Origin of the sequence: Rhizobium sp. BK418 (assembly GCF_004341105.1) — a bacterium.
Taxonomy (GTDB): Bacteria; Pseudomonadota; Alphaproteobacteria; order Rhizobiales; family Rhizobiaceae; genus Rhizobium.
Window position 1 is genome coordinate 406255 of sequence record NZ_SLZK01000004.1, and the last position, 23007, is coordinate 429261.

Annotated in this window: 20 protein-coding genes and 1 pseudogene; 9 read left to right on the forward strand and 12 right to left on the reverse strand. The window is 59.5% G+C overall.

All coding sequences use genetic code 11. The features are described from left to right. Positions 1 to 7: 7 nt before the first annotated feature. The 9 genes and pseudogenes from EV281_RS18810 to EV281_RS18835 all read right to left on the reverse strand — a co-directional run bounded on the left by EV281_RS18810 (position 8) and on the right by EV281_RS18835 (position 7354). On the reverse strand, positions 8 to 193 hold the full coding sequence (locus tag EV281_RS18810) for a hypothetical protein (protein WP_132655036.1): 186 nt from the start codon (positions 191 to 193) through the stop codon (positions 8 to 10). A 209-nt stretch (positions 194 to 402) separates the two neighbouring features. Then, the gene (locus EV281_RS18815) at positions 403 to 732 is read right to left on the reverse strand and encodes a hypothetical protein (protein WP_132655038.1); all 330 of its coding nucleotides are present in this window, start codon (positions 730 to 732) and stop codon (positions 403 to 405) included. A 50-nt stretch (positions 733 to 782) separates the two neighbouring features. Beyond that, positions 783 to 1229, reverse strand: a complete 447-nt coding sequence (locus EV281_RS18820; RefSeq protein WP_132655040.1) for a pyridoxamine 5'-phosphate oxidase family protein — start codon at positions 1227 to 1229, stop codon at positions 783 to 785. Positions 1230 to 2748: 1519 nt separating this feature from the next. Then, a complete protein-coding gene (gene mgtA, locus EV281_RS18825) occupies positions 2749 to 5370 on the reverse strand; it encodes a magnesium-translocating P-type ATPase (protein WP_132655042.1) in 2622 nt (873 codons plus the stop codon). Between the two features lie 68 nt (positions 5371 to 5438). Further along, entirely contained in the window at positions 5439 to 5864 is a 426-nt protein-coding gene (locus EV281_RS31695) for a cation-translocating P-type ATPase C-terminal domain-containing protein (RefSeq protein ID WP_245508321.1), read from the reverse strand. Beyond that, a complete protein-coding gene (locus EV281_RS31700) occupies positions 5849 to 6058 on the reverse strand; it encodes a hypothetical protein (protein WP_245508322.1) in 210 nt (69 codons plus the stop codon). The genes EV281_RS31695 and EV281_RS31700 overlap by 16 nt, the downstream gene beginning before the upstream one ends. A 112-nt stretch (positions 6059 to 6170) precedes the next feature. Next, the gene (locus EV281_RS31705; protein ID WP_245508304.1) at positions 6171 to 6314 is read right to left on the reverse strand and encodes a hypothetical protein; all 144 of its coding nucleotides are present in this window, start codon (positions 6312 to 6314) and stop codon (positions 6171 to 6173) included. Positions 6315 to 6356: 42 nt separating this feature from the next. Then, a complete protein-coding gene (locus tag EV281_RS31710) occupies positions 6357 to 6449 on the reverse strand; it encodes a hypothetical protein (RefSeq protein ID WP_245508305.1) in 93 nt (30 codons plus the stop codon). Between the two features lie 173 nt (positions 6450 to 6622). Then, positions 6623 to 7354, reverse strand: a pseudogene (locus tag EV281_RS18835) (NAD(P)H-dependent oxidoreductase). A gap of 204 nt (positions 7355 to 7558) precedes the next feature. Between EV281_RS18835 and EV281_RS18840 the strand changes: the two are divergent. The 3 genes from EV281_RS18840 to EV281_RS18850 are packed head-to-tail and all read left to right on the forward strand — an operon-like array spanning position 7559 to position 12427. Beyond that, positions 7559 to 8587 (forward strand): HlyD family efflux transporter periplasmic adaptor subunit, encoded by a 1029-nt coding sequence (locus EV281_RS18840; protein WP_245508306.1) that lies wholly within the window; start codon positions 7559 to 7561, stop codon positions 8585 to 8587. Continuing rightward, positions 8584 to 11304: a ribosome-associated ATPase/putative transporter RbbA gene (gene rbbA, locus EV281_RS18845; RefSeq protein WP_132655044.1), complete on the forward strand. Its 2721-nt coding sequence runs from the start codon at positions 8584 to 8586 to the stop codon at positions 11302 to 11304. Before EV281_RS18840 ends, rbbA begins: the two co-directional genes overlap by 4 nt. A 1-nt stretch (position 11305) precedes the next feature. Then, a complete protein-coding gene (locus EV281_RS18850; RefSeq protein ID WP_132655443.1) occupies positions 11306 to 12427 on the forward strand; it encodes an ABC transporter permease in 1122 nt (373 codons plus the stop codon). 394 nt (positions 12428 to 12821) lie between these two features. Here EV281_RS18850 and EV281_RS18860 read toward each other — a convergent pair whose 3' ends face one another. Genes EV281_RS18860 through EV281_RS18870 form a run of 3 tightly spaced genes read right to left on the reverse strand, consistent with a single transcriptional unit; the run spans position 12822 to position 16031 of the window. After that, the gene (locus tag EV281_RS18860; protein WP_132655046.1) at positions 12822 to 13679 is read right to left on the reverse strand and encodes a TIGR01459 family HAD-type hydrolase; all 858 of its coding nucleotides are present in this window, start codon (positions 13677 to 13679) and stop codon (positions 12822 to 12824) included. Beyond that, positions 13672 to 14952 (reverse strand): FGGY-family carbohydrate kinase, encoded by a 1281-nt coding sequence (locus EV281_RS18865; protein WP_132655048.1) that lies wholly within the window; start codon positions 14950 to 14952, stop codon positions 13672 to 13674. Before EV281_RS18865 ends, EV281_RS18860 begins: the two co-directional genes overlap by 8 nt. Then, positions 14949 to 16031, reverse strand: coding sequence for a class II aldolase/adducin family protein (locus EV281_RS18870; protein ID WP_132655050.1), 1083 nt, complete (start codon positions 16029 to 16031; stop codon positions 14949 to 14951). Before EV281_RS18870 ends, EV281_RS18865 begins: the two co-directional genes overlap by 4 nt. Before the next feature lie 198 nt (positions 16032 to 16229). Between EV281_RS18870 and EV281_RS18875 the strand changes: the two genes are divergently transcribed. The 6 genes from EV281_RS18875 (at position 16230) to EV281_RS18900 (ending at position 22945) form a co-directional block, all read left to right on the forward strand. Next, positions 16230 to 17009, forward strand: a complete 780-nt coding sequence (locus tag EV281_RS18875; protein WP_132655052.1) for a DeoR/GlpR family DNA-binding transcription regulator — start codon at positions 16230 to 16232, stop codon at positions 17007 to 17009. Between the two features lie 161 nt (positions 17010 to 17170). Then, positions 17171 to 18412 carry a carbohydrate kinase gene (locus tag EV281_RS18880; RefSeq protein WP_312862158.1) on the forward strand — a complete coding sequence of 414 codons (1242 nt, stop codon included), beginning with the start codon at positions 17171 to 17173 and terminating at the stop codon, positions 18410 to 18412. Further along, on the forward strand, positions 18409 to 19953 hold the full coding sequence (locus tag EV281_RS18885; protein ID WP_132655056.1) for a sugar ABC transporter ATP-binding protein: 1545 nt from the start codon (positions 18409 to 18411) through the stop codon (positions 19951 to 19953). Before EV281_RS18880 ends, EV281_RS18885 begins: the two co-directional genes overlap by 4 nt. A gap of 32 nt (positions 19954 to 19985) precedes the next feature. After that, positions 19986 to 20969, forward strand: a complete 984-nt coding sequence (locus EV281_RS18890; RefSeq protein WP_132655058.1) for a ribose ABC transporter permease — start codon at positions 19986 to 19988, stop codon at positions 20967 to 20969. A gap of 63 nt (positions 20970 to 21032) precedes the next feature. Next, positions 21033 to 21971, forward strand: a complete 939-nt coding sequence (locus EV281_RS18895; protein WP_132655060.1) for an ABC transporter substrate-binding protein — start codon at positions 21033 to 21035, stop codon at positions 21969 to 21971. Positions 21972 to 22045: 74 nt separating this feature from the next. Continuing rightward, positions 22046 to 22945, forward strand: a complete 900-nt coding sequence (locus EV281_RS18900) for a sugar phosphate isomerase/epimerase family protein (protein ID WP_132655062.1) — start codon at positions 22046 to 22048, stop codon at positions 22943 to 22945. The last annotated feature ends 62 nt before the right edge of the window (positions 22946 to 23007 follow it).

A 23007-nucleotide genomic window follows, 5' to 3' on the forward strand; every position in this document is an offset into this window, starting at 1 on the left:
TCGGGCATCAGTCAGCGCGCGGCGGAACCGGAACAAGAGCTATCATGAAGAAAAGCATGCCGATCATCCCGAGAACGACAGTCTGTTGCCAGACCGCATCCCAACCGGCGCCGTGATAGAACTTTGCCTCCGAGAATGAAACGAAATGCGGTGTGGGTGAGATTACCATCGCGTATTGCAGCCGTAGCGGCATGCTGTCCATCCGGGGATCGCAAACGCTTCTGATGGATGTCTTTCAAATCGCGGCGCGGTTCGACGCGACCTTCTGAGACTGCCAATCCGAAAGTGCTGAGCTCCGCCTTTCGTCGTGCTTTATGGGTGACGCCGACCGTCTCGCCGCTCCTTTACAACAGCGGGCTCTGTCATGGGACCTATTCGCTTTGGCTTAACCTTTTGATAATTCTAATGTTGGCTGCGCTTGAGGTGCGCGTGTTTTATACTGTCGAGACGATCTGCTTCGGCTTGGGCGTCGCAAATTAAGTTCTTGGCAAACTCTTGCGCGTCCAATACATCGCGAAGACGAAGCCCTTTCCTGCGGCAATTGTCGTCGATTTCGTCGAGAATTTGACGGATCAGTTGTGGCTTTTCATCGCTGTCGTGGAAGCGCAGCAGTCTGGTCGTTGCGCTCGCTGCCACTGTCTCAAGGATCAGGAGCTGACCAAGAATTTCTACGGTTGATGGCTCTTTCACCTCTGTGAGCTGAGTAGATCTGGGACTCTTTGCTTTCGACACGGCTGAACTCCATATGATCACTGCTTTGCCATTTGCGCCAGGTTGACACGCTAGCCTTGAGCCTTTCGTCCGCTCAGATCAATAATTTCCAGCGCGAAGAAGATGTGCGTATTCGGGTTGTCGCCTGCAGACTTGCCGCCTGGTTTCAGGGCGCCCGGCTGCCACCAATCGCTGCGCTTTGAAAGCAATGCCCACGCTCGATCCTTTTCTTCACTTGACGCCTCCCCGCTGAGATCTGTGAAACGCGAGTCGATAACGACGCTACTCCAGGAATGCCTGCTTTTCAGTTGATCGACCTCAAGGCAGACATTAGGGTTACGTCTCATGATCTCCAGCTTCTTACCCGGCAGAGTGAAAACATAAAGCCTGTCGTCAAAGTAGGAATACTGGACGGGGATGACATACGGGATGTTGTCGTCCGAACAGGCGAGACGTGCAAGCCATTGCCGTTTTACGAGGGCGATACACTCTTGGTAGGACATTCGTTCAACGTTCATCTAAATCACCTTATATTTCTCGGCAATCGATCAGCTGGATGTTCGCCCTTGATGCTCTAACCGAAGATCTGCATCTAACCCGACGTCCCTGTTACCCCATTAGCGGTTGTCGCCGGTGGAAGAGTTTCTGCTGGTCCGCGCAATCGTTTCCTCCAGGAGACAATCAGCGTATTTCGATGTCGCCGCGGCTTCAGCATCTGTGAACTTTGCGTGTCTAGCTTTTCTTTCGATTGCTCGTCGCAGCGCTGCCAGATAAAGAGCCCGGCGCCGTGCGTCATATTGCCTGAGAAGCCTCTCAAGCGACACGGCTGCCACAACGCGAGTAACAAGCAATCTCCCGTCAACTTCATTCAAGGACGGGATCGCATAGGCGGATGGCCCGCCCAGCCGGTTGGTCTCTCTTCTAGGCATAGCTCGGTCCAAAGCACCATCAAACGGAAACATGATGATGATCCGGTGCAAATGCCTCGCCTTGAGCTAAATCAAGAAGTAATGGTCTCTGGGTCAGAAAGTCGTTCACATTCGCTTAATTATCGCGGCGAGACCCTCTTTTGCAGGGTTGACCTAGCACCCTCTGCGCCGCCGACACAAATCGGCCGACGTTGTGGGCAAACTGGCAATACTTGTTGCCTGCACCGCGTATGAAACTGCGAAAGTGCCGTTCCGACGATCGCTCCGTTGAGCAATAGTAGCGCTCGCCGTGTGCACATGAGTTGCGGGTCTTGTGCCGGGCCGATTACCGCAATCTTTCCCTCCTCGCCCTTGGCCTCGGCCGGGCCTAACGCTTCCTTGGCCGCGCGCCAGCAACCGTCTTCCGATAACTTGCGCGCAAAGCGCATCCGATTTGGCCGAGTGTATTGATGAGCACTTGGCTTGCGGTGATGCTAAGACCGAGCACCGGGGCGCCCACAGGGAACTGGCGTCGGCCTTCCCGCAACAGTTCGCGCAACACTCGTGCTGATTGAGCGACGCGCTCCTCGAATCGTGCCGAATGGCCTGACACAATTCCTGCTTTTTTAATGGCCCGGTCCGTCAACCGGAGATTTGAATTGCGCTCTCCAAGGGAGCCCTGCGAGGAGCCTCCAACGCCCACTCGACGATGAAGCGCTCGGGATCGAGATCACGTTCAAGAAAGGGGATCGGTCAAGCGAATTGAACAGGCGTGCCGCGCAATCCACCTGAACGAGGATTGCCTAGGCTTGACTGTCGGTCGATGCGACGGGTTTCCATGACACCGTTGTCAGTCCTGCGCGGCCGGCGATCTCGGGCTTGGCCGCCGTTGTTCGAGGCTTGTTCATACCAGTACCAGTCTTTAGGATTCGCTCCGCCGGATTTCTCTTGAGCAGAAGAGGAGTGACGATGTGGTCTTCGACAGGCCAGTCAACAGCGCATTGCGGCGGGCACCCAACGCCACGAGATCAGGATTCCGTCCTTGCGGATGGCGGGCCTAGCCAGCTTCTCCAAGCCATCCAAATGCTGATCTTTGAGTGGCTGCAATGGATACCTGCAGGGATCGGCTTCATGCTGTCGGTGACCTATGGCCACTGGCCCGTCGCGCCGAGGCCTGTTTGTCGCTGCGCCGGTGGAAGAAAAAGCGCTTGGCAATTTCGAGGATGACGGCGAAGGCGAGTGAAATGCCGATGAGGCCGCTGAGCAGGAGCGGCGGAAGGGGTACGAACCCGAAAGCACCGGCGAATGGCAGGTAAGGCAGGGCAATGGCAACAATGCCGACGGATATCGTCGTGCCAAAGAGCAGCCGGCTTGGCCGGCTCTTCCAGCTTGCGGCAGCGGTGCGCACGATCAGCATGGTTGCAAGTTGCGTGATCAAGGATTCCACGAACCAGCCGGTGCGAAACTCGTCGGTCGTCGCCCTCATGAGGAGCATCAGAAAACCGATGGTCAGGAAATCGAAGAGCGAGCTGATCGGGCCGAAGCAGAGCATGAAGCGCTCGATAGCGGCAATATTCCATCGCTGCGGGCGCAGCACGTCGGCATGTTCGACGCGGTCCGTGGCAATTGCCATGGAGGGCACGTCGGCCAGAAGATTGTTGAGCAGGATCTGTTTGGCGAGCAGCGGCAGGAAGGGCAAGAAAAGAGAGGCGACCGCCATGCTCGTCATGTTGCCGAAATTGGCACTGGTGGCGATCGAGATGTATTTCAGGGTATTGGCGAAAGTACGTCTGCCGTCGTCAATACCGCGCGCCAACACGTCCAGGTCACGGCGCAAGAGCACGATATCGGCCGCCTCGCGGGCGACATCGACGGCGCTGTCGACGGATATGCCGACATCGGCCTCGTGCAGCGCCGGTGCATCATTGATGCCATCGCCGAGATAGCCGACCACATGGCGAGCGCGCCGCAGCGCCTTTATGATGCGCTCCTTCTGATTGGGATCGATCTCGACGAAAAGATCGGTCTTCTGCGCCCGGGCAAAAAGCGCATCAGTGCTCATGGTGGCGATTTCGCTCCCGGTCAGGAGATGGGTCGATTTCAGGCCGATGGTCTCAGCCAGATGCCGGACGACGTAACGATTGTCGCCGGAAACGATCTTGATGTGGATGCCGCGGCGCTTCAAGCCTGTAAGAATCTCCTCAACGCCAGCTTTTGGCGGATCGAGGAACAACAGGAAACCCTCCAGGCAAAGTCCGACCTCGTCCTTCTTACCGAACCCTGTTTTTTTTGATGGGAAACGGCGGGTGGCGATGGCGATCACCCGGATGCCGTCCTCGCTCCATTTTTGGTACCGTTTGTCGATGGCGTCGCGCAACGGCGCGTCAAGCGGTCGTGTCATTGCGCCGGCCTTGGCCAATGTGCAGGCGGCGAGGACATTGGTGACGGCGCCCTTGCAGATGAGGTCGGTCCCTTCTTCCCCTTCAGTGACGACGGAAAGTCGCTTGCGGGCAAAGTCGTAGGGAATTTCGTCTACCTTGCGATAGTGCGCCATCTCGTCCGTGGCATGACCCGATGCAAGGATCGCATCGTCGAGAGGGTTTTTCAGGCCAGTCTGCAGGCGGGCATTGAGGGACGCGAGCAGCCGCACCCGGCCGGACGCCTCCCCGTCAATGTCGACGCACCCGCTGAGCTGGATTGTTCCTTCCGTCAGCGTCCCTGTCTTGTCGGTGCAAAGCAGGTCCATACTGCCGAGATTTTCCATCGCCTCCAGGCGGCGAATGATGACGCCTTGCCTAGCCATCACCCGGGCACCTCGCGCCAGCGTGACACTGATGATTGCCGGCAGCAGCTCCGGCGTCAGGCCGACGGCGAGCGCCAGCGAAAACAGCAGCGAGTCGACCAGCGGCCGCTGCAGAAGGAGATTGGCAACGAAAACGACGAGGACGATCACCACCATGATCCGTGTCATCAAATAGCCGAAGCGGCGAATGCCGCGGGAGAATTCTGTCTCCGGCAATTGGCGCGTGACCGCATCGGCAATCGCCGCAAATTCGGTCCGGCTTCCGGTAGCCGTTACAAGAGCCGTCGTCGTGCCGCTGCGCACGGACGTGCCGGTGAAAACGCAGTTCAGACGGGCGCCGATCGGTGCGTCCGGCGGCGAGATGCCAGGCGCCTTTGCGACCGGAAAGGTTTCGCCGGTCAGCGCCGCCTCGCTGACATTCAGATCGCGGGAGGTCAGAATCACCGCATCGGCCGGGACGAGACTGCCTGCCGAAAGACGAATGACGTCGCCGGGCACGAGCGCTTCGGCGGGTACCGCCTCTTCGGCGCCGTTTCGCAATACGTTCGCCGAGAGCGATATGCTTTTTCGCAGAGATTCGACGGCGCGACTTGCTCCATACTCCTGGGTGAAGCCGAGCAGACTGCTTGCAAGCACGATGCAGCTGATGATCAGTGCATCATGCATCTCCCCGACACCTGCAGCAACCACGGCGGCAAAGATCAGGATCAGGACGAGGGGACTGACGAATTGTTTGAGCAGTGTGCGGAACGCACCGGCACCGCTTGCGGCATTGACGGTATTTGTCCCGTATACCTGCAGCCGTGCTCCCGTTTCCGCCGATGTCAGTCCGGAGGATTGCGACTTGAGCTCCTCGAAAAGCTCCTCAGGCGACCGAGCCCAGTAAGGTCGCCGAGTGCTTGCCTCCTGACTAGTGGATGCAGTGCCGGATTCAGCGAAATTGTCCATGTCGATACTCCCTGGATCGCCAGAACAGCTTGCTTTGCCGAGAGACTGCGACATTGACCGACGTCAATTTAGGGTGGCGAAGCCTGCAATCTCGTCCTGCGCGCGTTCCACCACTTGTCGGTCTCCGAAACGACGAGGAGCATGCATGCCAATGTCAGAAGCGCCATCCATTCGTTGAAGGAAACAGGTTGTAAAAGGAGGATGCCGCTGAGGATCGGCATGTGCATGGCCAAAATATGGATCGCCTGTGCAGCAAGCACGGCCATGAGAAGCGGCAGATTGCCGCCGAACCCCTGCTTGAACAGCGATTGGCGCTCTGAGCGGCTGTTGCAGGTCTGGACGTTCTCGAACAGCACGAAGAGCAGGAGCAGCGGGTTACGCGCGGCTGCGTCGGAATAGCCGTTCTGCAGCAGCCAATAGAAGACGGAAAAGCCGCCAAGTCCCATGACAAGGGTCGAAACCAGCACGCGCCGCAGCATCAAAGCGTCGAGGATCGGCTCGCAGGGTTTTCGGGGCGGACGGCGGAACTCGTCACCTTCGGCTCTTTCGGGGTGCCCAGCTCGGTGGCCGAGCCAGTCGCCGTGACGAGCCCTCGACCGCGCCCGCGCACGATCATGCTTGCGGCAAAGACTTGTGAGGCGCCGTTGCCGTTTGCCGATTTGTGAACCGGTGCGGATTCGCCGGTCACTAGGATTCGCCACATTGCAAGTCGCAAGAAGCTTGAGATCGGCTGGCGCGCGTCCACCGGACCCCAGTACGACAAGATCGCCGGGCACGAGCGCGGCTGCGGCAACCGCCTGCTACGCGCCATCGCGGATCACCTGTGCGACCGGCTGTTCGAGGTCGCGCAGGACAGCGGCTGCCTTGCCGGCCGAATATTCCTGGAAAGCGCCCATCACGCCGTTGAGGACGAGAACGACGGTGATGAAGACCGCGTCCTTCACACCGCTGACAAAGGCGGATACGACTGCAGCGCAGACGAGGATTTAGATCAGCGGACTGAGGAACTGGTAAGCGAAGACGACGAGGAAGCCGGGCGCCGTCGGTTTCGGCAATTCGTTGCGATCATGCAGGCGCAACAGCGCCTCCGCCTCGGGTTGCGAGAGGCCCGCCGGGTCGTGGTGGATTTGACCACCTCATTCATGCCCCATAAGGGCGGCATGTCGGTTCAGCCCACCTTGATTTTCGTCAAACGGGCCCGATCAGCGGAGCGAAGACGCGCCGGTTGTCGCGCGCGCTTCGCATCCCTCCCTCAAATCCCCTTACGCCCCAACGTTTCGACTTCCGTGAGAAAGCGCCTGCGCCTCGCGTCATCCGTCCGCTGGATGAGGCCGGAGAAACTGTAACGCACGGGGCGGATGCCGGCAAAATTCAGAATGCTTTGGCTCAGGCACTTCACGCCATGGGTACCGAACCAGACGCGATAGACAAGCGTCGGCATGCTCATGGTTACGATGATGCGGGCCGAACAGCCGGAAAGCAGCATCTTCGTTCCGCCGTTTGCCAGATATTCGAAGGCGATGCCAGGGCGGATGACCTGTTCGAGAAAGGCTTTGAGCAGAGCCGGCATGGTGCCGAGCCGGGGCGGAAAGACGATGACAATGTGTTATGCCCATGCCACCGCCTCCGCCGCAGCGATCAGCCCTTCGGGCGGGCTGGGGCTCTCGAAGGCTTCCCGCGAGCGCAGAACGGGAAAATCGAGTTTCGAGATATCGAGCCGGCGCAGAATATAGCCGGCATCCGCAGCACTCTTGGCATAGGCATCGGCCAGTGCGCCGCAGAAATGGCGCTTATGGCCGTCAGGATGAGCGTCGATGATCAATATATGCTGCGGCATGATTGCTCCGGCCTCTTCGCAAACGTCGGCGTTCGACGGGATCCTGATCATGGTGCATTGGCGTGCATTGACCCATCGTAATGAACCGCAATTCCCAGCACTCTGCTTGCTGCCGGATCGCAGGATGCGTTGCCGGATATCGGCCATGATGGTCCGAACCTGAGGCCGCCTGGCGGCAAGCTGTTCAACGAGATTTCGAGCATCGGGTCGAATGCCGAACACCGCAGATGTGGTCGCAGGGACGGGCTAATGCGGATACTCGAACATGACGTAAGTCAAGGATGGACACGGGAACTGCCGGTAAAAGGGCGGCATGGACAAGAGCCGCAATATTCGATCGGAGGCCCAGTCTTGAGAAGGCAACAGCTTGCTATTTTGATTTCGGCCGCGATCGTTCTCGGCTCCAGTCCGCCCCTCCTGGCTCAAGATGGCGCTCCGGCCGTTGCCAGCCGCTTTGAGGCCTTGTGGAACAAGATGACGGGCCAGCGCCTGCCGGCAAACGTTTCCATGTCCAACGGCCGCATCGAAGCCCAGCAGATCCTGATTTCGGCAAAGTTCGCCGGCCGCCTCGCCGAGGTCCTCGTCAATGAGGGTGATATTATCGATGCCGGCGCCCCAATCGCCCGGCTCGATACAGCCGATCTCGATGCCCAGCTTGCAGGTGCCAAGGCACAGGTACGCCGCAGCGAGACGAGCCAGGTCGAAGCCGCGGCCTCGATTGCACAACGTGAGAGCGAGTTGACGCTTGCTCGCCAGGAGCTCCAGCGCGCGCAGTCGATGAGCGATACGGGCAGCGGCACCAAGCAACAGTTCGAGTTGCGGCGCAGCCAGCTCAATGTCGCAGAAGCTGCCGAGCGGGCGGCAGTGGCGAGCCGCGACGAGGCGGAAGCTGCGACCGAGGCTGCGAGAGCCGAGGTCGTGCGAATTCAGTCGCTGCTCGATGATGCCGTGCTAAAGGCACCACGCCGCGGCCGTGTCGAGTACAAGCTGGCGCAGACCGGGGAGGTGGTCGCAGCCGGTGCGCCGGTAGCGACGCTGCTCGACCTCTCTGACGTTTCCATGACAATCTTCCTGCCGGCAAGTGCTGCCGGCCGTCTGGCGATTGGCGACGAAGCCCGGATCATCTTCGATCCGGCGCCGCAATATGTCGTCCCCGCAACCGTTTCCTTCGTCGCGTCGGAGGCGCAATTCACGCCGAAGACGGTCGAGACGCAGGACGAGCGCGAAAAGCTGGTTTTCCGGGTGAAGCTCAGGATCTCGCCGGACCTGCTCAAGGGGTATGAATCGCGCGTCAAGACCGGTGTGAGGGGGATTGGCTATGTCCGCACTGACTCCGCGGCAGGTTGGCCGCCCGAGCTGCAAGTGAAGCTGCCGCAATGAAGGAGCCCGCCGTTCGCCTTACGGCGGTGACGCACCATTACGGTCATCAGGTCGCGCTCGATGCCGTCGATCTTACCATCCCCGCCGGCTGTATGGCCGGATTGATCGGACCCGACGGCGTCGGCAAGTCAACCCTGCTCGGCCTTGCAGCGGGCATCACCCGCATCCAGCAAGGGAAGATCGAGGTGCTTGGCGCCGAGATGGCCGCAGCGCGCCATCGCCGCGCCGTCTGCGGCCGCATCGCTTTCATGCCGCAGGGCCTTGGGCGCAACCTCTACCCGACGCTCAGCGTTGCCGAAAACCTCGATTTCTTCGGTCGCCTCTTCGGGCAGGGCGGGCAGCAGCGCCGGCAGCGCATGGACGAGCTGCTGCGCATGACCGGGCTCCTGCCGTTCCGCGACAGACCGGCCGGCAAACTCTCAGGTGGCATGAAGCAGAAACTCGGCATCTGCGCCTCGCTGCTGCACGATCCCGATCTCCTGATCCTCGACGAGCCGACGACCGGCATCGATCCGCTCTCGCGCCGCCAGTTCTGGGAACTTATCGATCGCATCCGCGAGCGGCGGCCGCAGATGAGCGTCATCGTCGCCACCGCCTACATGGAAGAGGCCAAGCGCTTCGACTGGCTTGCCGCGTTGCACGCAGGCAAGCTGATTGCCACCGGAAGTCCCATGGAGATCATGCGGCACGCAGGTCAAAAGACCCTCGAAGCAGCTTTCACAGTGCTGATGCCGAATGCCAGCAGGACGAACCTGAGCCCGCTAACCGTGACGCCACCCGTCATCGTCGACGAGCCGCCCGCGATTGAGGCGGAAGGGCTGACCTGCCGCTTCGGCGATTTCGTTGCCGTCGATCATGTCAGCTTTCGGATTCCAAAAGGCGAGATTTTCGGTTTTCTCGGCTCCAACGGCAGCGGCAAGAGCACGACGATGAAGATGTTGACGGGGCTGTTGCCGCCAAGCGAGGGCAAGGCGAGGCTGTTCGGCCAACAGCTGAAGGCCGCCGATATCGACACCCGCAAGCGCGTCGGTTACATGTCGCAGGCTTTTTCTCTCTATGGCGAGCTGACGGTACGCCAGAACCTGATGCTGCATGCCCGTCTTTTCGCCCTGCCTCCCAGTGAGATCGGGCCGCGGGTTGCCGAGATGCTTGCCGAATACGATCTTGCAGACGTCGCCGACCAGCGGCCGGAGGATCTGCCGCTCGGCATGCGCCAGCGCCTGCAGCTCGCAGCGGCCGTCATCCACAAACCGGAGATTCTGATCCTGGACGAGCCGACGTCCGGCGTCGATCCGGTGGCTCGAGATGTTTTCTGGCGTTCGCTGATCACGCTGTCACGGTTCGACGGTGTGACCATTTTTCTGTCGACGCATTTCATGAATGAGGCCGAGCGCTGTGACCGCATTTCGCTGATGCATGCCGGCAAAGTGCTGGCGATCGGCAGCCCGGCAGAACTCTGCGCCGAGCGCGGCAAGGCGACGTTGGAGGAAACCTTCATCGAGGTACTGACCGAAGCTGGAATGGGCGAGGGCACCGATGCCGGCGCCGGGGATATGGCGCTTGCCGGAGAGACCGCCCGGCCCGCCCGGCGCTTCGATCTCCGCCGGCTGTGGGCCTATGCGCGGCGTGAGACGCTGGAGATCCTGCGCGACCGGGCGCGGCTCATTTTTGCACTGCTCGGGCCAGCCCTGCTGATGATCACTTTTGGATATGGCATTTCCTTCGATGTCGAGCATTTGCCTTTTGCCGTCTACGACCAGGACCAGTCGGCGGAAAGCCGGCAGCTGGTAGAGAGCCTGCAGGGCTCGCGCTACTTCCAGGAGCGGCCGCTGATCACCTCATCCGGGGAACTTCAGGACCGGTTGCAAAGCGGCGAGCTGATGGTGGCGATCGAGATCCCGCCCGATTTCGGCCGCGACCTGATGCGGCAGGAGACGCCGGAAGTCTCCGTATGGCTCGACGGGGCCATGCCGTTCCGTGCCGAGACGGCGCGAGGTTATGTCAATGGTCTCGTCTCTTCCTATCTTGCCGATGCCTCGGCACGGCGGACCGGCCGGTCCGTTTCATCCTATCCCGTCGATATCGAAAGCCGCTTCCGCTATAATCAGGATTTCAAGAGTGCAAATGCGGTCGTCCCGAGCGTCATCATGCTTATGCTCGTCTTGATCCCGGCGATCATGACGGCGCTCGGTATCGTCAAGGAGAAGGAGACCGGCTCGATCGCCAATTTTCAGGCGACGCCTGTCACCCGCATCGAGTTCTTGCTCGGCAAGCAGCTTCCCTATGTGGCGATAGCCTTCGTCAGCTTCCTGATGCTCCTGCTGATGATGCGGTTCGTCTTTGGCGTGCCCGTCAAGGGCTCTGTTGGCCTGCTCGCAGCCGGTTCGATCCTCTATATCCTTTCAACCACGGCTTTCGGCCTCGTCGTGTCGAGTTTTGTGCGCAGCCAGGTGGCGGCGATCTTCGCGACGGCGATTGTTGCCACCATCCCGGCAGTGAATTTTTCCGGGTTGATGGTGCCGGTTTCATCACTCTCCGGCGGCGGGCGGTTCATGGGGCTGCTCTTTCCCTCGGCCTGGTATCAACCTTTGAGCGTCGGCATCATCACTAAGGGGCTCGGCATTGCCGAACTCTGGCCAAACCTGGTTGCCCTTGCCGGCTTCGGTGTCGCATACGTCGGCGCGGCGCTTGTCGCACTCAGGAAAAGGAGTGCCTGACATGTGGGGCAAGCTCAACCGGATCTTCCGTCTCGGTATCAAGGAACTCTATAGCCTGAAGGCCGATCCCGTGATGATGGTCCTCATCGTCTACACGTTCACGATTGCCGTCTACACGGTCTCGACCGGTGCCAAGCTGGAGGTCGAGAATGCCTCGGTCGCCGTCATCGACGAGGACCGCTCGATGCTGTCTATGCGGCTGCGGGATGCGATGCTGAAGCCCTTTTTCAAGGAGCCAGTGCTGATCGGCGCCGATGAGGTGGATGCGGCGATGAATGCGGGCCACTTCGTCTTCGTCCTCGAAATCCCCCCGAAATTCGAGGAGGACGCGATTGGCGGCCGTCGGCCATCGCTGCAGCTCGATATCGACGCGACAGCTATGTCCCAGGCCGGCAACGGCGCCTCCTATATCCAGAATATCATCTTGCGAGAGGTGGAAACGGCGCTGCCGAACAGAGTAGCCGCGGCGTCGATCAACCTCGTCGTCAGCGCACGCTTCAATCCCAATCTTCAGTCGACGTGGTTCACGGCGGTTATGCAGGTCATCAACAATGTGACGATGCTATCGGTTATCCTGACCGGTGCGGCGCTGATCCGCGAGCGGGAGCATGGCACGATCGAACACCTACTCGTCATGCCTGTCACACCGGCGGAGATCATGATGTCGAAAGTCTGGGCGAACGGCCTGGTCATCGTCCTCGCAGCGGTGTTGTCGCTCACAGTCGTAGTCGAGCGGCTGCTTTCGGTGCCGATCGCCGGTTCGATCGGCCTCTTCGTCTTCTGCGCACTGCTTTACCAGTTCTCCGTCACCTGGCTCGGCATCCTGATTGCGACAGCCTCGAGTTCCATGGCGCAGTTTGGCCTTATTTCGATGCCGATTCTCATCACGATGAATCTGCTTTCCGGCAGCACGACCCCGATGGACAGCATGCCGCTCTGGCTGCAATACGTGATGATAATCTCACCCACACCGCATTTCGTTTCGTTGTCGCAGGCAATCCTTTATCGCGGCGCCGGTTGGGATTCGGTCTGGCAACAGGCTGTCGTTCTCGGGATGATCGGTATGCTTTTCTTCACGATAGCCCTCGTCCGTTTCCGTCAGACATTGGCGGATGTCCGCTAAGAGCTATTCCTCCAAAAACAAAAGATCGTCTGCCAAAACGGATTTGGTTGCGCGACTTCTTTAGGTCGATGTTATGGCCGCCGGGCGGGTCATCATCCCTTACGAAGTTCAACGGAAGGGTGAAGACGAATCCCGACGTCAGTTGCGACGCCGGCATCAGGTCGTAGCGATGGGAGAGCCAGGAGCTCGCGAAAGACCAGCCATGGCTGTCAGGGGCGTATGCGAATATCGAGGTCGTGCAAACCAAGGCCAGCGGGCACCCTTTGGTGCAATCCGGTTTGACGGATTGCTGTTGCGGGCAGCACGGCATTTCCTTAGCGTATGCAACCGGCCGATTGGCCGTGTGCCGATCCAGGCGCCCGACACGGGTCAATCGGTTAGTATCCGGTTGCCTCTAGATGTCGCAGCTAGCCTGCAATCCAAATCGTTGCAGGATATGCGTTGGGTAGGCACGCGCCCGTTCGCAGAGATCTTCAAGTTGCTCTTCGTTGACGTCGGCAAGAATCCCTGTGCGCACGAGAACCGAATCCAGGCCAGCTGACTTTGCACCCAAAATATCGTGATCGATGCTGTCGCCGATGCAGACGACCCGGCGACGGTCGGTGATGCCTACGAGCCTCAATGCATGTTCGTAGATTTCTGGATAGGGTTTTCCGAGCCAGGTTACCGGCCCACCCATGCTCTCGTAGAGCTTGGCAATACTTCCTGCTCCCGGAGCAATGGAACCATTGTTCAATTTATGGATGTCGGGGTTGGTGCAGTAGCAGGGGACGCCTCGTCCCGCCGCTGGACGCAATATTTCGCGGTAGTCGTCCATAGGTATACGTTCGGCTTCGCTGCCGGAGATAATGACAATGTCGGCGTCGAACGCGGTGTGCGTGGGAACCAGTCCTAGACGATCGGCAAGATTGCTGTCCCCACCACTGGAGATCGTCAGGCATCTCGCTTTTTTCCTGGGGGCGTTTTCGGGCCGCGACAGAACGTCGAACGCCACGTCTCCGGATGTGACAAAGAAGTCGAAGCTTCCCGGCGAGAAGCCGAGCTTGACGAGGCGCTCGGCGTTGTATTCGCCGCTTCGGCCGGAGTTCGACAGGATGACCATTTTTTTGCCTGCCGACGCGACTTCGGCCAAGGCCGCGATAGCGCCCTCGTATGGGCCGGCGTCATCCCTTAGAACTCCGAATTGATCGACGAAGAAGATGTCGTATCCCTGAATCAACCGAGACAGCGTGATCGGCATGACCTTAGGCATTGGCGTTGCCCAACCTAGAGAGAACCAAAGCGGCCGTACCAACAGCCGCCTCCACCGATCTCGCGGCCAGAGTCTCGATACCCATGGCTCGGGCCCTCATTGCGGTCCACACTTGATTGCGCGCTCCCCCGCCTACCGTTCGAAGGCTCGCGAGCGCTGGCGCCCCCAGTTCGCGCAATCGCTGGTATCCCAGTCGTTCAATCTCCGTCATGCCCTCGAGGATAGCCTGAAAGAAATCACTGTCGTCGGCGGGTCGCGGCGTAAGCCGGGGTGGATATTGCGGATCGTTGATCGGGAAACGTTCACCCGGGCGGAGGAGAGGATAGAAATCGAGACCCAGTTTGCGGCCTGGATCGATCTTCTTTGTGAGTTCGTCCAGCCGGTCGTCACCGATCAAGGCGCGCACGACGTTTCCACCGCTGTTGGAAGCGCCGCCAGCAAGCCAGAACCGGCCGACGCGATGCGAATATATGCCGTACTCCGGCGCGTTGATAGGAGCGTGCGACGCCAATTTGAGAACGATCGTCGACCCCAATGCAGTCACAGCGTCGCCTATGGTCGACGCTCCCGTAGCCAGAAACGAAGCGCACCCGTCAGTCGTGCCCGCGTGAAACCAGGCTGAACTGGGCAGGCCCACCTTCCGGAGGAATCCTCCTACCGGTGTTATCCTCTCGCCTGCGCGATAGACGAGAGGCAACCTGGATACGTCCATTCCCGCCACTTCGATCCAATCCGGCCAGCGTTCCACTTCCAGATCGAAACCAGTCTTAAGCGCGTTGTTTTCGTCGCTGACGCGCCCTGGACAGCCCAATTTCATCAAGATCCAGTCGGCTTGATGGACGACTGAGTGAGCGCCGTCGAGGCGCGACAAATAGATTGCCCGGGCCAGTCCCGAGTTTGCCCCGACCGCCGCGCTGCCCGCCGGGGCCTCCTTTGCTATGCTGTCGACGATTGCAGCATCCGGGCAGGGATCATTGTACATGAGGGCCTGGCCCGTCGGCTCGCCGGCACGATCAAGCGAGAGAACTGTTCCGGAGGTCCCGTCGACGGCGACGCCTTCGATTGAGCTGAGCTCCGTTGTTTTGGCGAGACGCTCGACTGCCTCTTCTACCCTGTTCCACCAGCATACAGGCTGACGCATCTCGTCGGGCGACGCGAACGGTGCGGAGGCGAAGCCGACTGGGTTGCCCGCACGGTCGATAGCCGAGGCCCGAGCGCCGGACGTTCCGATATCGATTCCGATTGCAGCGGCCTGACTTTTTTCCGCGCTCACGCGTTCCGCCTTTCCGAGCCTCGGTCTAGCGCCTGTCGATATTGCTCCGCTTCCCAGTGCGTCAATTGGTATTCGTCGTCGTTCGAGAGATACACGACCGAAGCCTCTTCCGGGATTCGGCTCACTACCTCCGCCAGGCAGCGGGCCATAACCTCGCCACCCGCAGTGAGCGTGCTCGACAAGAGTATTCCCTTGTCTTGGACGATTAGCATTTTCGGCGCTTCGCGACCTTCCCGATGCGACGTAGCTTCGAGGTCGGCAGCACTTTGCCCCTCCGAGAGCACACCGATCTCGGTTCCAAGGAAAATGACGTGGTCCGGATAGAGTGATCCGCCGAGTGCGATCCTCCGATTGGCCTCCGAAAGTGCCACGGCATGGCTTTCCCATTCGCGGGCCGGGTGATAACCGGAATTCTTCGCGATCCGCTCCAGCGCATCGATGTCGGGGGAACCATTATTCCGCGAGGGACATGAAAGCGCCTTCGTGACACGGTGGATCCGATCGGCTACTTCCTCCACCGTGCTGCCGCACACGATGATGCCGTGATTGAACAGGATCAGGATATCGGGCATCGATGCGGCCGCTTTCTCGATTTCCCTGGCGAGCGGCGTCCCCGGACGCCTGTACGGTATTGTCGCCCAGGTGAGGTCGGAAACAGCGCTCATGCGCGCAGACAACTCTGCCTCGCGGTCCTCAAGGACAGCCAGAGCGATCGCATTGACGCAATGATAGTGTGCGACGACTCGATTTTTGAGCGCCGCGTGAAAGCTGGTCTCGATCGATGGCCGAAGTCCACTGGAATTCAATTCGGAAACGACGAAATCGGTGGATTTCTCGGCCCGCGGATCGCCTTCGCGCAGGGCCGCGATCAGCGGATCAACCACAACCGGGACCATGATGTCTTCAGCACCCGCCCTGGAAAGCCACGTGCCCGATGCCTTTACCCACATGACGCCGTCGCTCTTGATGGACGTATTACCGCCTGCGCCCTGCGTCTTGAGGATATCGCTGCCGATCTGACTGGAGAGCCGGAGGAAGTCTCTGAATAGCTCGGTGTCCCTGAGGTCCGGTTTGGTCATGTCGTCTCCCTCCTGTTGCCCTGACGGTCGCCTCCTTGTCCGGGGTGAAGGCGTGAGCGAACTTTTGCGCGATCCTATAAATGTGATTGCAGATCGTCAATGATGAAGATTTCCCTTCATCTAGTGTTGCGATCTTTCCGCTGATATGATTATAGTTCGTCATAGACGCTGAGGGAGAAGCGTCGTTGGAGGCCCGCTTTGAACGATTCCGATCGCCACCGTCTGATCGCCGAGATGCTTCGCGAACGGCCCTTTGCGTCGGTTCGCGATTTGCAGGAGCGACTTGGGGTCTCTCCTGCGACGATACGGAGGGATATCGACAAGCTTCACGAGATTGGGGTCGCCCGGAAGGTTTACGGCGGGATTTCCGCGAACGAGCCGTCGACCACGGCGCGCCTTTCCGCTCGTCCCTATGACGAGAACCGCGACATAGCGGTCGATGCCAAGCGTGCGATCGCCGAAACCGCCGCGGGGCTGGTGCGGGATGGAGATTCGATTATCGTGCACGCCGGATCGACCTGCTATCAACTCGGTCTGAAATTGGCTCGCCGCAACGTCCGCCTCTACACAAATTCCATGCCCCTGGCCGCATATGTCGGCGAGCATGGGACTTGCCATCTGACTTTGGCGGGCGGGGTGCTGTACCGCGAGCCGGGAATTATCCACGACGCGTCAGCGGGCGCGCCCGACTTCTTCGCCTCACGATTTTTCGTAGGGACCCAGGGTATCAGCAGCGAGGGGCTTCTTGAATCGCACCCGTTGTTGACGAAAGCGATTGGGGAGTTGAGCAGTTGTGCAGACGAAATCGTCGTTCTGGCAGATAGCCGCAAGCTCTCGATCCAACCGCGCAATGTCGTCCTCCCGCTTTCGCGTATCGGCACGATCGTCATCGACGACGGACTCTCGGATGTCGGAGCAAAGATGCTTGAGGATGCGGGTGTTACGATAATGATCGCGACGGTGGGAGGTCAGGCATGACGCCATCAAACGCGATCGCGGTCTTCGATCTCGGCAAGACCAATTCGAAACTATTTATCTTCGATACAGACGGGTCCGTACTCTCGGAAACGCGAACAAAGCCGTTGTGGGTCGAGTACGAGGGTTTTCGCGTACTCGACGACGAGGCTCTCTACGAATGGATGAAGACCTCGCTCACGCGTGCGGTCGAAAACCATTCGGTCGGACACGTCATCTTCTCCGGTCATGGCTGCACATTTGCGCTCGTCGAGCAGGATCACCTCGTCCATCCGATCCTCGACTATGAACAGGAACCTCCTCCGTCGCTGGCAGATCGGATCGAGCTATCTATCCCTCCCTTCTTAGAGACATACTCTCCAAAGCTGCCGCTGGGTTTCAACTACGGGCGGCACATGCTGTGGCTGGAGGCCGTCAAGCCCGAGGCGCTAAACTGCGCCGATGCTGTTCTTTCCTATCCGCAGTTCTGGTCGTGGAAATTCTCTGGTCGCAAGGTCTCGGAAGTCTCCTATATCGGCTGCCACTCTCACTTGTGGGCACCCCTGCTCGGCGATTTCAGCAGTCTTGTCGACAGCCGAGGATGGCGTGAGAAGATGCCCGATTTCGAAAAAGCGGGGGCTGCCTTGGGCCGCTGGGAGGGCGTTTCGGACGAGGGGGCTGCACTCTCGGTCGTGGTCCACAATGGTGTGCACGACAGCAATTCGGCGCTCTACTATTATCGTTCTGTCGGCTTCGAGGATTTCACCCTTGTATCGACCGGCACTTGGGTGGTGATTTTCAATTCGGCGTGCCCCTTCGATGCGCTGGACGAGCATCGGGACATGCTGGCGAACGTAACGGTCGACGGCAGGCCAGCGCCGACAATCCGGTTCATGGGCGGCAGAGAGTACGATATTGCAAGCGGCGGCTGGAACAAGCCGATCAGCCTCGAAGCACTATCACGCGTGATGGCAAAAGGCGTGTTCGCATTGCCGTCGTTCGCGCCGGGCGGGCCGATGCAGGGCTTCGAAGGCCGGTTCGTGGGACCGGAGGTCGAAGGCGAGGAGAGGGCGGCAGTTGCGCTTCTCTACGTGGTTCTCATGACCAGTCTGTCTCTCGATCTCATTCGATCCGAGAACGCGATCGTCATAGACGGGGGCCTGGTTAAGACAGGCTTTTTTGCCGAGATACTTGCACAGCTGCGTCCTGAACAGCCGGTCTTCACCAGCCCGACCGCTGAAGGCAGTGCATTTGGGGCTGCGGCACTTGTTCTCGACACCCTTGGTCAAAAAACCTTCGCGAATGAAACAAGACAAGTTGCGCCGTCTGGGCTCTTTGGCCTCGAGGCCTACCGCGACGCGTGGAAGGCGATGGCTGAGATTGACGAACCGGAAGCGACGCAGCCAAGGAAGGAGTTCCACGCATGAGCGCGGCAAACACCGAAATGCGCGTACCCGTTCTGGAGATGCGTAATATCAGCAAGACGTTCGCGAGCACAAAGGCGCTCACCAATGTTTCGCTGACGGTCTATCCGGGAGAAGTCCACGCGTTGATGGGAGAGAACGGGGCTGGCAAATCGACCCTGATGAAGGTTTTGTCCGGGGCCTATGTCGCGGATCCTGGCGGCGCCGTACTCGTTGAGGGAACGCCCATCGTGGCGGGAGATCCGATCAAGGCCAAGGCAAACGGCATATCGGTCATTTACCAGGAACTGTCGCTCGCCCCAAACCTGACGGTTGCCCAGAACATGTTCCTGGGTGCCGAGCCATCACGCTATGGCGTCGTCGACAAGGCTGCGGCACGCGCCCGTGCCGAGCCAATCCTCAAGCAACTGGGCACGACGTTCGGTCCGGCGCAGCTCGTGGCGACGCTCTCGCTGGGCGAACGTCAGATGGTGGAAATTGCCCGAGCACTCACCACCAATGCGAAGATCATCGTCATGGACGAGCCGACCACTTCACTGACTTCAAGGGAGACGGAGCGCCTGTTCGAGGTCATCGCGGGCCTCAAGGCACGGGGCATCGCCGTCATCTATATCAGTCACAGGATGGAGGAAATCTACGCGCTCGCAGATCGCGTCAGCGTCCTGCGGGACAGTGCTTACGTGGGCACGCTCGAGCGTGAACAGCTATCGGCCGACCGACTGGTCTCCATGATGGTCGGTCGCGATCTCTCGACCTTCTACAAGAAGGAACACCGTACGGCGCTTCACGGGGCCAAAACCGTCCTCTCCGTGACAGATATCGGTGACGGTCGCCGGGTTCTCGGGTGTTCATTCGATGCAAAGGCAGGTGAAGTCCTTGGTATCGCCGGTCTGGTCGGATCCGGACGGACGGAGCTGGCGCGTCTTATTTTCGGTGCGGACCATAAAACGACCGGCACTGTGTCCCTCGAAGGCAAAGAGCTCGCCATCAGTGGTCCTCGCGACGCGATGGAAGCCGGGATCGCGTATCTCACCGAAGACAGGAAAGGTCTCGGACTTTTCCTCGATATGACGATCAACGAGAACATCAACATCGGCGTTATCGGCAAAGACGCCGGCCCCGGCGGTATCCTCAATTTCGCCGCCGCCCGGGAGCGTGCGGCCCGTGCCATAAAATCACTTTCCATTCGCACATTGAGCGCAAGCATCAATGTCGGCGCGCTGTCGGGTGGAAACCAGCAGAAGGCACTGATCGCTCGTCTCCTCGAAACGAAGCCCAAGGTCATCATTTTCGACGAACCGACACGCGGCGTCGACGTGGGGGCGAAGTCCGAGATTTACCGGATAATCGACGAACTCGCTCAGGCAGGCATAGCGATCGTGGTGATCTCGAGCGACTTGCCGGAGATCATCGGCATCGCCGATCGCGTCCTCGTCATGCGCGAAGGCCGGATCGCGGGCGAAGTGCTGGCGACGCCCAATCAGCCAATCAGCCAGGAAGCCATCATGGCCTTCTCCACCGGATCGGCATCGAAAGTCGCCTGAAGCCGGATAACAAAGACGACGGGATTAAAGATATGACCTCGACATCAACCGACCAGCCGAACGCGGGCAAGGCAAAATTCAGATCGACGCTCACCGCGCTCGGTATGTTGCCCGTGCTCGTCATACTGGCCATCGGCTTTCACCTGTTGAGCGGTCGCTTTTTAAGCGTCAACAACCTGTCGATCGTCATGCAGCAGGCATCGATCAACACTGTCCTGGCCGCCGGAATGACGTTCGTCATCCTGACGGGCGGCATCGATCTCTCGGTAGGCTCCATCCTTGCTGCCTCGGCTATGGTGGGCGTGATCGTGTCTCTCTGGCCGGACATCGGCATGCTGGGCATTCCGGCTGCGATCGGCGTCGGTCTCGCTTGCGGTGTTGTCAACGGAACAATCATTTCTGCGCTCAAGCTTCCGCCCTTCATCGTCACGCTCGGCTCACTGACCGCGATGCGCGGCATCGCCCGACTGCTTGGCAATGACACGACGGTTTTCAATCCCGACCTGCCGTTCGACTTCATCGGAAATGGCAGTTTCTTCGGCGTCCCATGGCTCGCGATCATCGCTCTGGCGACAATCCTGATCTCGTGGTTCATCCTGAAGCGCACGGTATTGGGGACTTGGATCTATGCTGTCGGCGGAAACGTGGAGGCAGCGCGCCTTACGGGCATCAAGGTTCCGCTGGTGCTGCTCTTCGTCTACTCGATGTCGGGTCTGCTCTCAGGGCTTGGGGGCGTGATGTCGGCGGCTCGCCTGTATGCCGCAAACGGCCTGCAGCTTGGCCAATCGTACGAACTTGATGCCATCGCCGCTGTTATTCTGGGCGGCACCAGCTTTGTCGGCGGTGTCGGTTCGATCTGGGGCACCCTCATCGGAGCCCTCATCATCGCGGTGCTGTCCAACGGCCTCATCCTCGTCGGTGTTTCGGACATCTGGCAGTACATCATCAAGGGACTTGTCATCATCGTTGCCGTGGCGCTCGACCGCTACAGGCTGAAAGGACTTAGCCGCACCTAAAGTGTGGCTGGAGGAACCGGGTTGCCGGATAACAGGCGCAGGAAGCGCCATAAGGAGGAAAATATGCGCATGATTTCGAAACTGCTCGCAGCGACTGCTCTGGCCGCAGCAATTGCAATGCCGGCAGCCGCCAAGGACCTTCAGAAGATCGGCATTTCCGTCGGTCTGCTTGGCAACCCGTTCTTCGTTGCGACCATCAAGGGCATCGAGGATCGCGCCAAGGAAATCAATCCGAACGTTCAGGTCACCTCGGTCTCGGCCGACTACGACCTCAATAAGCAGGTTTCGCAGATCGACAGCTTCATCGCTGCTGGCGTTGACATCATCATGTTGAACGCCGTCGATGCCAAGGCAATCGCCCCTGCCGTCAAGAAGGCCCAGGCTGCCGGCGTTATCGTCGCCGCCTTCGACGTTTCGGCCCCTGGCGCTGACGTCACCGTCATGACGAACAACATCAAGGCTGGTGAAGAGGCGTGCCAGTACATCGTCGATCAGCTCAAGGGTAAGGGTAACGTCGTCATCATCAACGGGCCTGCTTCTTCATCGATCCTCGACCGCGTCCAGGGTTGCAAGAACGTGCTGGCGAAGAGCCCGGACATCAAGATCCTGTCCGACGACCAGAACGGTCAGGGTTCGCGCGATGGCGGTCTTGCCGTCATGCAGGGCCTGCTGACGCGCTTCGACAAGATTGACGCCGTCTTCGCCATCAACGACCCGACTGGCATCGGTGCGGAACTTGCCGCCAAGCAGCTGAACCGCAACGAGTTCTTCATCACCGCCGTCGACGGTGCTCCGGACATTGAAAAGTCGCTCGCAAGCGGCAATTCGATGATCAAGGCATCAGCTTCCCAAGACCCCTACGTCATGGCCGGCGACGCGCTCAAGATGGCTGTCGACGTTCTGAACGGCAAGAAACCGGCGGAAAACACCGTGCTTCTCGACCCGAAGCTCATCACGGCTGACAACGTCAAGGACTACAAGGGCTGGACCGCAGCTCGCTAACGTTTCCTCCCGGGAGCTCGCCGGTGCTGTCAGGCTCGGCGAGCCCTTTCTTCAATGGAATAGGATTTAGAGCCATGTCCAAAATCGGCGTCCACTCTTTCGTTTGGAGCGCTGGCTCGTCTCGCGACGAGCTTGAGCGCACGCTTGCGAGATCGCATGAACTCGGCTTCAAGCTCGTGGAGTTTTCATATCTCGATCCCAAGCTGGTCGACGTGAAGTGGCTCTCGTCTCGCATCCGGGAACTGGATCTCGATGTCGCAGTGAGCATGGGCCTGCCGGCTGATGGCGACATCTCCAGCAATAATCCGGCGGTGGTCGCCAACGGTGAGGCCATATTGGACAGAGCGGTTGCGCTCGTCCGCGATCTTGGTGGCACAAAACTCGCCGGCATCTTGAGTTCCTCGCACGGAAAACAGGAGCGCGCATTATCTCGCAAGGCATGGGATACCAGCGTCAGCACGCTTTCACGCGTCGCCGATCGCGCAAGGGAAGCAGGCGTGACCCTCAATCTCGAGATCGTCAACCGTTTCGAAAGCAATATGCTCAATACGGCAGCCCAAGGTCTGGCCTACATCAACGACACAGGTGCTTCGAACGTCTTTCTGCATCTCGACACCTTCCACATGAACATTGAGGAAGCTGACGTCGGATTGGCAATACGCAATGCCGCCGATAAAATCGGCTATGTCCACATCGGTGAAAGCCATCGCGGATTTCTTGGGACCGGCAACATCGATTTTGCCGCGATCTTCGATGCTTTGATCGCCATCGGATGGGACGACTACGTCACGTTCGAATCCTTCTCAACGGCTATCGTTGACAAAGACTTGTCGTTGAAGACGGCGATCTGGCGAAATCTCTGGGACGATAATGTTGCGTTGGCTCGGCATGCACGCCAGTTCATTGAACTCGGCTTGGAAACCGCGCGGCTCAAAGCCGAGCTCGTCAAGAATGCTCAAGCGCCATCAGCATAGAGTTGTCGAACAAATAATATCGAGCAGGGGCAAAGCACCAGACCGCGAAGCCCTTGCCTGCA

Excerpts from the sequence above, each read along its gene's own strand:
- EV281_RS18895 (WP_132655060.1), top strand. The coding sequence starts at position 21,033 with ATGCGCATGATTTCGAAACTGCTCGCAGCGACTGCTCTGGCCGCAGCA.
- EV281_RS18810 (WP_132655036.1), bottom strand. The coding sequence starts at position 193 with ATGCCGCTACGGCTGCAATACGCGATGGTAATCTCACCCACACCGCAT.
- EV281_RS18870 (WP_132655050.1), bottom strand. The coding sequence starts at position 16,031 with ATGACCAAACCGGACCTCAGGGACACCGAGCTATTCAGAGACTTCCTC.
- EV281_RS18860 (WP_132655046.1), bottom strand. The coding sequence starts at position 13,679 with ATGCCTAAGGTCATGCCGATCACGCTGTCTCGGTTGATTCAGGGATAC.
- rbbA (WP_132655044.1), top strand. The coding sequence starts at position 8,584 with ATGAAGGAGCCCGCCGTTCGCCTTACGGCGGTGACGCACCATTACGGT.
- EV281_RS18820 (WP_132655040.1), bottom strand. The coding sequence starts at position 1,229 with ATGAACGTTGAACGAATGTCCTACCAAGAGTGTATCGCCCTCGTAAAA.
- EV281_RS18880 (WP_312862158.1), top strand. The coding sequence starts at position 17,171 with ATGAAGACCTCGCTCACGCGTGCGGTCGAAAACCATTCGGTCGGACAC.
- EV281_RS18885 (WP_132655056.1), top strand. The coding sequence starts at position 18,409 with ATGAGCGCGGCAAACACCGAAATGCGCGTACCCGTTCTGGAGATGCGT.
- mgtA (WP_132655042.1), bottom strand. The coding sequence starts at position 5,370 with ATGGACAATTTCGCTGAATCCGGCACTGCATCCACTAGTCAGGAGGCA.
- EV281_RS18890 (WP_132655058.1), top strand. The coding sequence starts at position 19,986 with ATGACCTCGACATCAACCGACCAGCCGAACGCGGGCAAGGCAAAATTC.
- EV281_RS18900 (WP_132655062.1), top strand. The coding sequence starts at position 22,046 with ATGTCCAAAATCGGCGTCCACTCTTTCGTTTGGAGCGCTGGCTCGTCT.
- EV281_RS18850 (WP_132655443.1), top strand. The coding sequence starts at position 11,306 with ATGTGGGGCAAGCTCAACCGGATCTTCCGTCTCGGTATCAAGGAACTC.